We start from the raw sequence: 6,790 nt of genomic DNA, 5'->3' as shown, positions 1-6,790 counted from the left end.
GGCGGCGCCGGCCACCGCGCCGCCGAAGCCCAGGACCAGCGCGCCGACCGCGCCGGCCCGGACCACGCCGCGCCGGGACACCTCCGCGTTCACCACGTCCCCGAAGTACGCGTTGTCGGACGTGTTGGGCACCGGGTGGTCGCACGCGTTGCCGCACCGGTAGAGACAGGTCATGGCGTCGCGGCTGCCGTGGCGGGTGGCGCCCAGCAACGGGAGCAGCCGGGGACGGTCGCTCATGGAAGGAGCCTCCTGATGGGGGTCGGTGCACGCCGGACCAGCCGCTGGCGTGCGTACCCGCCGGACGCTAGGAGGGCGCGGTGAGCGACCGTCGGCGGCGGCATGAACCGGGCGTGAACACCTCGGCCGGGGGTGCCACGGTGACCTGCGGCTGAACCGTTCGGGGCGGCGGCACGTATTCCCGTGCGAACGCCACCGCCGGACTCGCGCCGACAGCGAGGAGACCGCCATCAGCGACCACGACGCCCAACTGCTCCGCGCGCTGCACGACGAGCACGCGGAGGCGCTGTACGCGCACGCCCTGCGGCTGGTCAACGGCGACCGGCAGCGGGCCGAGGACCTGGTGCAGGAGACGCTGCTGCGGGCCTGGCGGCACCCGGAGGCGCTCGACCCGACGCGCGGCTCGATCCGGTCCTGGCTCTTCACCACCGCCCGCAACCTGGCCATCGACGCCTGGCGGCGCCGCTCCGCCCGGGTCGGCGAGGTCTACACCGACGAGCTGCCCGAGCCTCCCGAGGCCGTGGACGAGGCGGAACGCGCGGTGGAGGCGTGGACCGTCGCCGAGGCGCTGAACCGGCTCAGCCCCACCCACCGGGAGGTGCTGGTCGAGTGCTTCTACCAGGGGCGGTCGGTGGCGGAGGCGGCCTCCCGGCTGGGCGTGCCGCCCGGCACGGTCAAGTCCCGGACCCACTACGCCCTGCGCTCACTACGGTTGGTCCTGGCCGAGATGGGGGTGACGGAATGACCCGGTGCGAGTTCGCGCACGACGACGGCGCGTACGTGCTGGGTGCGCTGGCTCCCGCCGACCGGGTGGCCTACGAGCGGCACCTCGCCGGCTGCGCCGCCTGCCGGGAGGCGGTCGCCGAGATCGCCGTCCTGCCCGGGCTGCTCGGCCGGCTCGACCCGGCCGGGCTGGAGCAGTTCCTGCCGCCGCCGGAGAACCCCCGGGTGCCCGAACTGCTCGCCGCCGCGCGGGAGCGCCGCCGCCGCGATCGGTCGGCCACTCGCCGCCGGTACGCCCTCACCACGCTCGCGGCCGCCGTGGCGGCCCTGGTCGTCGGCGTCGGCACCGCCGCCCTGCTGCCCCGGGAGGCGGCCGGCCCGACGCCGGTCGAGGTGCGGATGGTCGCCATGCAGCCGGTCGCCGGCGCGGTGCCGGTGCACGCCGAGATCGCCCTCAACGGCACCGACTGGGGCACCGAGGTGCGGATGCGCTGCGGGTACGACGCGAAGGCCGGCTACGCCAAGGCGTACACCTTCCGGCTGGTGGCGCACGGCCCGGACGGCGCGACGGAGCAGATCGGTTCCTGGCTCGCCGCTCCCGGCGACGACCTACGGATCACCGGCGCGACCCGGTTCACCGACGCGGAGCTGGTCCGGCTGGAGCTGCTGCGCGCCGACGGCACCCCCGTCCTCGTCTACGACGTCCGCTGACCCGCGCCGGTCAGTGGGGCGCGGCGACGGCCTCGGCCCGGCGGGCGGCGAGGGTGGCGGCGCGGGTACGGCGGGAGTTGCGGACGGCGTCGACGGTGAAGACGATCAGCGCGGCCCAGACCAGGGCGAAGCCGGCGATCCGGGCCGGCGGCATCGGCTCGTGGAAGATCAGCACCCCGCAGCCGAGCTGGAGGATCGGGGCGAGGTACTGGATCATGCCGAGACCGGTCAGCGGCAGCCGGTTCGCCGCCCCGGCGAAAAGCAGCAGCGGGATCGCGGTCGCCGCCCCCGCCGACACCAGCAGCAGGGTGTGCCCGACCGACACCTCCCCGAAGGTGCCCTCGCCGCGGGCGGCGAGCCAACCCACGTACGCCAGCGCCGGCAGCGCCAGCACCGCCGACTCGACGAAGAGCCCCTCGGCGGCGGGCAGCCCGAGCTGCTTCTTGGCCAGGCCGTATCCGGCGAAGCTGAACGCCAGCACCAGCGCCAGGTACGGCAGCCGGCCGTAGTCGACGGTCAGCACGGCCACGGCCAGCCCGCCGATGCCGAGCGCCACCCATTGCGTGGGCCGCATCCGCTCGCGGAGCACGGTGACGCCCAGCAGCACCACCACCAGCGGGTTGATGAAGTAGCCGAGGGCGGTCTCCACCACCCGCTCGGAGGTCACGCCGTAGATGTAGGTGCCCCAGTTCACCGCGATCAGCGCGGCGGCGACGCCGATGCCGGCCAGTGCCCGGGGCCGGCGCAGCAGTGCCCGCAGGAAACCGACGTTGCGCATCGCCGCCAGCAGCAGGGCGACGAACACCACCGACCAGACGATGCGGTGGGCCAGGATCTCCAGTGGCCCCGCCGGGCGCATCAGCCGCAGGTAGAGCGGGAAGAACCCCCAGAGCAGGTACGCGACGAAGCCGTAGAGGTAGCCGAGGCGGAGTGGCGTCACGTTTCCACCGTAAGGGCCGGGAGGTCGCCCGGTTCCTTTCCGGTGACCGGACTCACCGGCTGGTTCCGCTGGTCGAGCTGCATCCAGCGGTGCGGATCGGTCATCGGGGCGAACCCGACCTTGGCGTACACCGCGTGGGCGTCGGCGGTGGCCAGCAGGATCCGGCGTACGCCCAGCTCGGCGAGGTGGTCGCGGACCGCCCCGGCCAGCCAGGTGCCCAGTCCCCGGCCGCGCTCGCCGGGGTCGACGTAGACGTCGCATAGCCAGGCGAAGGTGGCGTGGTCGGTGACCACCCGGGCGACCGCGACCTGGCGGCCGTCACCCGGGCGGTAGACGCCGAACGGCACCGACCCGGCGAACGCCCGCGCCACCGTCTCCCGGTCCCGCCCGAGCGCCCAGTAGGCGTCGGTGCAGAGCCAGTGGTGCACCAGGCCCAGGTCGATCCGGGCCGGGTCGGTGCTGAGCAGGTAGCCGTCGTCGCGGGTCAGGGTGAACATGCCCGCGACGCTAACCCGGCCACCCGGCCCGATCAGCGGCCAATTCCCGCCCTCTGGTCGCGGCCCGCCCGCTGGTCGGTTCGGGTCAGTCCCGGTCCAGGACGGCCCCGAGGATCCACGTGACGATGCCGACGAAGAGCGCGCCGAGCACCGCCTCCGGCCAGAAGCCGTCGACGTGGAAGGGCAGCCCGGCCTGGTCGGCGATCCAGCTCGTGAGCAGGAACAGCAGCCCGTTGACCACCAGCGCGATCAACCCGAGGGTCAGCAGGTAGAAGCCGCAGCCGACGGTCTTGATGATCGGCTGGAGCACCGCGTTGACCACGCCGAAGATCACCGCGACGAGGACCAGCGTGACGACCGTCTCGCCGGCGGACGCCGACTCCAGCGTGATGCCCGGGATGAGCAGCGTGGCCAGCCAGAAGGCGAGCGCCGTGCTGCCCAGCCGGATCAGCAGCCCTTTGAGGAAACCCATGGCCGGATCGTGCCACGGACGGACAAGCTGCGGAAGCGCGTGACCGTCGTCCCGCTCAGCGGCGGGACGGGCGGCCGATCAGCTGCGACTCGATCGGGGTGGGGGAGAGCAGCGCCCAGCGCAGCGCCCGCCGGTTGACCACCGCGACCATGTCGTCCCGGATCCGGGTCAGCCACTCCGCCGACCCGCCGAGGCCCAGCGCGGCGCCCGCCACGGCGGCCTCGGCCGGGTCGAGCGGTTGCAGCACGGCCAGGTCGGCGCGGCCCAACGCGTCGGCGTCGGCGGGGGTCAACTCGTCGCGCACCAGCAGCGTGGTCCGCCACGGTGACCCCGGCTCAGGCTCGGCGGGCGTGGGACCGGCGTCCACCACCACCAGCAGCGGGCACAGCGGCGACCCCGGCTCGCCCACCGGACGGCCCGGCGGCACCACCGGGATCATCGCGCCGGGGGTGCCGACGCCCCGGACGAACGGCTCCCACCCGCGCGGGCGGGCGGTCTGCACCACCACCCGTGCCCCGAGCGCCATGGCCCGCACCGCCACCAGCTGCGCCGCGCGTATCCCGCCGACCAGCATCACCCGGGTGCTCTCCGGCCGGAACAGCCGGACGGTCACCGCGCCGCCGTGCCGGTTCGTGCCGACCATCAGCCCCGCCTCGCCGAGGGTCAGCTCCAGGCCGTCGGGCGCCGGACCCGGACCCGCCGCGCCCGCCGCCGCGAGCGGCAGCGTGCCGGCCAACCCGCCGAGCTGCGCGCCGTCGAGCCGGTGCACCTCGCCGCCCACCTCCGCCACCAGCCGGCGCAGCGCCTGCGCCGCGATCGAGAGCTCCGCCGGGGTGGCGGCAGCCAGCCGTACGGCCAGCTCGGTCGGCGCCGACGCGGGGTCGGTGCCGGCCCACGGCCCGACGCCGAGCGAGACGGTCGTCGCCGTCGCGGGCAGCGCGAGCAGCCGGGTCACCAGCCGCCGGCCGGCGTCGGTACGCGGGTCGGGCCAGCGGCGCAGCCGGAACGTGGTCTGGAGCAGGTCGCCCGCCCGGACCGCCTGCCAGGACTCCTGCGCGGGACGGTCGTCGTGGTGGGCCAGCTCCGCCAGCACCCGCAGCGTCGCGTGCTCGCCCAGCGGGCGGGCGGTGACGGGCCCGATCCGGCGTGCGATGCGGCGCACCGTTCCGGCGAGCGCCCGCCGCAGCTCCTCTGTCGTCCAGCCCTCGGCACGCAGCACCCGCACGGCGAGCACGGCCCGTTCCCGGCCGGCGAGCCGCCCGTCGGTGAGCTGCCGGTACGAGGTGGCGACGGCACCGCCACCCGCGCCGACGGTCGGCGCCGGAGAGCCCGTCAGCAGGAGCTGGAGCCGCACCGGGGGGCCGTCCGGCGCGGCTGCCGGCAGCAGGGACGCCGGGACGGGCAGCGCGCGGGGAGCGTCGCCGAGCAGGTCGGCCGGATCGCCGACCTCCAGCACGGCCACCATCCCGGCGGCGTCGTCCAGCACGGCGGCCGGCGTGCCGGCCAGCTCGGCGGGACGCACGACCGCGCCGGGGTCGACGAGGTCCAGCAGGGCCGCCGGGCCGGCGGCCGGAGGCAGGGCGCGGCGGCGGGTGGCGTAGCCCAGGCCCGTGGCCAGCCACTCGAAGAGCCACCGCCCCCGCAGCCGCACCCAGGCCAGGGGCAGCAGCAGCGCGGCCACCCCCACGGCGGCCAACGTCACCAGCACGCCCCGGCCGGCGGCCGCGACCACGGCGGCCACCGCCACCTGCGTGGCGACGACCTGACCGGCCCGGACACCGGCGCCCCTCCGCCGGCCGGCCGGGTTCCGCGACGGCGGCAGGGCGGCCGGCGGTGCCGGCGCGCCGGCCACAGTGCCGGACGGGCCAGGCGAGCCGATCGGGCCAGCCGGGCCGGACGTGCCAGCCGGGCCGGCCGAGCCAGCCGGGCCGGCCGGGCCAGCCAGGCCGATCGGGCCAGCCGGGCCAGCCAGGCCGGGCGGACCGGCCGACCGGGGCGGTGCCGGCACGAGGGGCGCGGCGGTCGGGGCGGGATCGTGGCCCGGGGCCGGCCGGTGCGGGCCCGGGCCGGTGGTCACCGTCACCGTGCCTCCTCGACCGGTCACTCGCCGCGACATCGACGCCGCCCATCGTAAGGGGAGCGTCCGGCGGGATGGGGGCCGCAGTCGTCCACAGGGGATGGCCACGGGGTAGCAGAACCGCGACGGTACCGCTACCGTCAGCGACGAGTTTCGCTGACCCCGCGCCCGCCACGCTCGACGTCCGGGCGGCGCGAGCGGCGCGCCCGGTGGGCGGGTGCGCTCACGGCCAGCCACGACCGAGGAGACGAGGTGACGTCCCGGGTGTCCCAGACCCAGGCAGAAGCAGCGGTGATGCAGCAGACCGCCGCAAAGTTCGAGCAGGTCGACCAGTCCCTGCAGTCCATGCTGAGCAGCCTGATGGCCGAGTTGGAGGTGTTGCAGCAGGCCTGGCGCGGTGCCGGCGGGCGCTCGTTCGAGCAGGTCAAGCAGCAGTGGGCACAGGACCAGGCGGCGCTTCAGCGGGCGCTGCGGGAGACCGCCGGCGCCGTCCGCACGGCCGGCCGGCACTACGACGTCTCGGACGCCGAGGCCGCCAGCCGGGTGTCCACCACCAACCGCGGCGGCATCCAGCTGCCGCTCTGACCCGGTCCCGGGGGAGGAGACATCCGATGGACGGTGTACTGGTCGTCAACTTCGCCGCCCTGCAACAGGCGAGCGCGGACATCCAGAAGGCGCTGAACGCGCTCGACTCGCAGCTCGGGCAGCTCGAACGGGACGCCGCCCCGCTCGTGGCGAGCTGGTCCGGCGAGGCCCTCCAGGCCTACGAGCAGCGGCAGCGCCGCTGGCGGTCGGCCTCGCAGGACCTCCAGGTCATGCTGCGCGACATCAAGCTCGCGGTGGACGACTCCGCCGCCGACTACCTCGACACGGAGAAGAAGAACGTCGGCCTGTTCCAGTAGGCCCCGCCCGGTGGTGGCGTCGATCGTGAGCCGGTCGACGCCACCATCGGCCGTTCCGGGCAGCGCGACCGCCGACGGTGGACGACCCCGGACGCGACGGCCGTAGACCGCAGGCCGGGCCAGGCGGGGCGACGGGCGTAGACCACCGGCCGGGTCAGGCGGGGTCAGCCGGCCGCCAGCGGCGGCGGGCCCCGCGCGGCACGACGAGCGCCAGCAGCGCCGCTAGTGCCA

8 protein-coding genes and 1 pseudogene are annotated in these 6,790 nt (G+C 75.8%); 4 read left to right on the top strand and 5 right to left on the bottom strand.

The window, feature by feature from the left end; all coding sequences use genetic code 11:
- Positions 1 to 237, bottom strand: a pseudogene (locus tag F6X68_RS29070) (phosphatase); the annotation flags it as partial.
- A gap of 250 nt (positions 238 to 487) precedes the next feature.
- Here F6X68_RS29070 and F6X68_RS29065 point away from each other — a divergent pair.
- Positions 488 to 982: a sigma-70 family RNA polymerase sigma factor gene (locus tag F6X68_RS29065; protein WP_255474788.1), complete on the top strand. Its 495-nt coding sequence runs from the start codon at positions 488 to 490 to the stop codon at positions 980 to 982.
- Positions 979 to 1,671, top strand: coding sequence for an anti-sigma factor (locus tag F6X68_RS29060; protein WP_151457243.1), 693 nt, complete (start codon positions 979 to 981; stop codon positions 1,669 to 1,671). The genes F6X68_RS29065 and F6X68_RS29060 overlap by 4 nt, the downstream gene beginning before the upstream one ends.
- 10 nt (positions 1,672 to 1,681) lie before the next feature.
- Here F6X68_RS29060 and rarD read toward each other — a convergent pair whose 3' ends face one another.
- The 4 genes from rarD to eccE form a co-directional block, all read right to left on the bottom strand.
- A complete protein-coding gene (gene rarD / locus F6X68_RS29055) occupies positions 1,682 to 2,611 on the bottom strand; it encodes an EamA family transporter RarD (protein WP_151457242.1) in 930 nt (309 codons plus the stop codon).
- Positions 2,608 to 3,108, bottom strand: a complete 501-nt coding sequence (locus F6X68_RS29050; protein WP_151457241.1) for a GNAT family N-acetyltransferase — start codon at positions 3,106 to 3,108, stop codon at positions 2,608 to 2,610. The genes rarD and F6X68_RS29050 overlap by 4 nt, the downstream gene beginning before the upstream one ends.
- An 85-nt stretch (positions 3,109 to 3,193) precedes the next feature.
- Positions 3,194 to 3,580, bottom strand: coding sequence for a phage holin family protein (locus tag F6X68_RS29045; RefSeq protein WP_151457240.1), 387 nt, complete (start codon positions 3,578 to 3,580; stop codon positions 3,194 to 3,196).
- 55 nt (positions 3,581 to 3,635) lie between these two features.
- The gene (gene eccE / locus F6X68_RS29040; RefSeq protein ID WP_370519005.1) at positions 3,636 to 5,552 is read right to left on the bottom strand and encodes a type VII secretion protein EccE; all 1,917 of its coding nucleotides are present in this window, start codon (positions 5,550 to 5,552) and stop codon (positions 3,636 to 3,638) included.
- A 369-nt stretch (positions 5,553 to 5,921) separates the two neighbouring features.
- Between eccE and F6X68_RS29035 the strand changes: the two genes are divergently transcribed.
- Entirely contained in the window at positions 5,922 to 6,242 is a 321-nt protein-coding gene (locus F6X68_RS29035; RefSeq protein ID WP_132232452.1) for a WXG100 family type VII secretion target, read from the top strand.
- A gap of 26 nt (positions 6,243 to 6,268) precedes the next feature.
- A complete protein-coding gene (locus F6X68_RS29030) occupies positions 6,269 to 6,559 on the top strand; it encodes a WXG100 family type VII secretion target (RefSeq protein ID WP_132232078.1) in 291 nt (96 codons plus the stop codon).
- Positions 6,560 to 6,790 lie beyond the last annotated feature (231 nt).

The organism is Micromonospora sp. AMSO12t, from assembly GCF_008806585.1.
Taxonomy (GTDB): Bacteria; Actinomycetota; Actinomycetes; order Mycobacteriales; family Micromonosporaceae; genus Micromonospora; species Micromonospora reichwaldensis.
Note: the sequence above shows the minus strand (reverse complement) of the source record. Positions and strands in the feature narration are given on the sequence as shown.

What these genes read in the sequence shown, in the direction of transcription:
- F6X68_RS29060 (WP_151457243.1), top strand. Translation starts at nt 979, where the DNA reads ATGACCCGGTGCGAGTTCGCGCACGACGACGGCGCGTACGTGCTGGGT.
- F6X68_RS29045 (WP_151457240.1), bottom strand. Translation starts at nt 3,580, where the DNA reads ATGGGTTTCCTCAAAGGGCTGCTGATCCGGCTGGGCAGCACGGCGCTC.
- F6X68_RS29030 (WP_132232078.1), top strand. Translation starts at nt 6,269, where the DNA reads ATGGACGGTGTACTGGTCGTCAACTTCGCCGCCCTGCAACAGGCGAGC.
- F6X68_RS29050 (WP_151457241.1), bottom strand. Translation starts at nt 3,108, where the DNA reads ATGTTCACCCTGACCCGCGACGACGGCTACCTGCTCAGCACCGACCCG.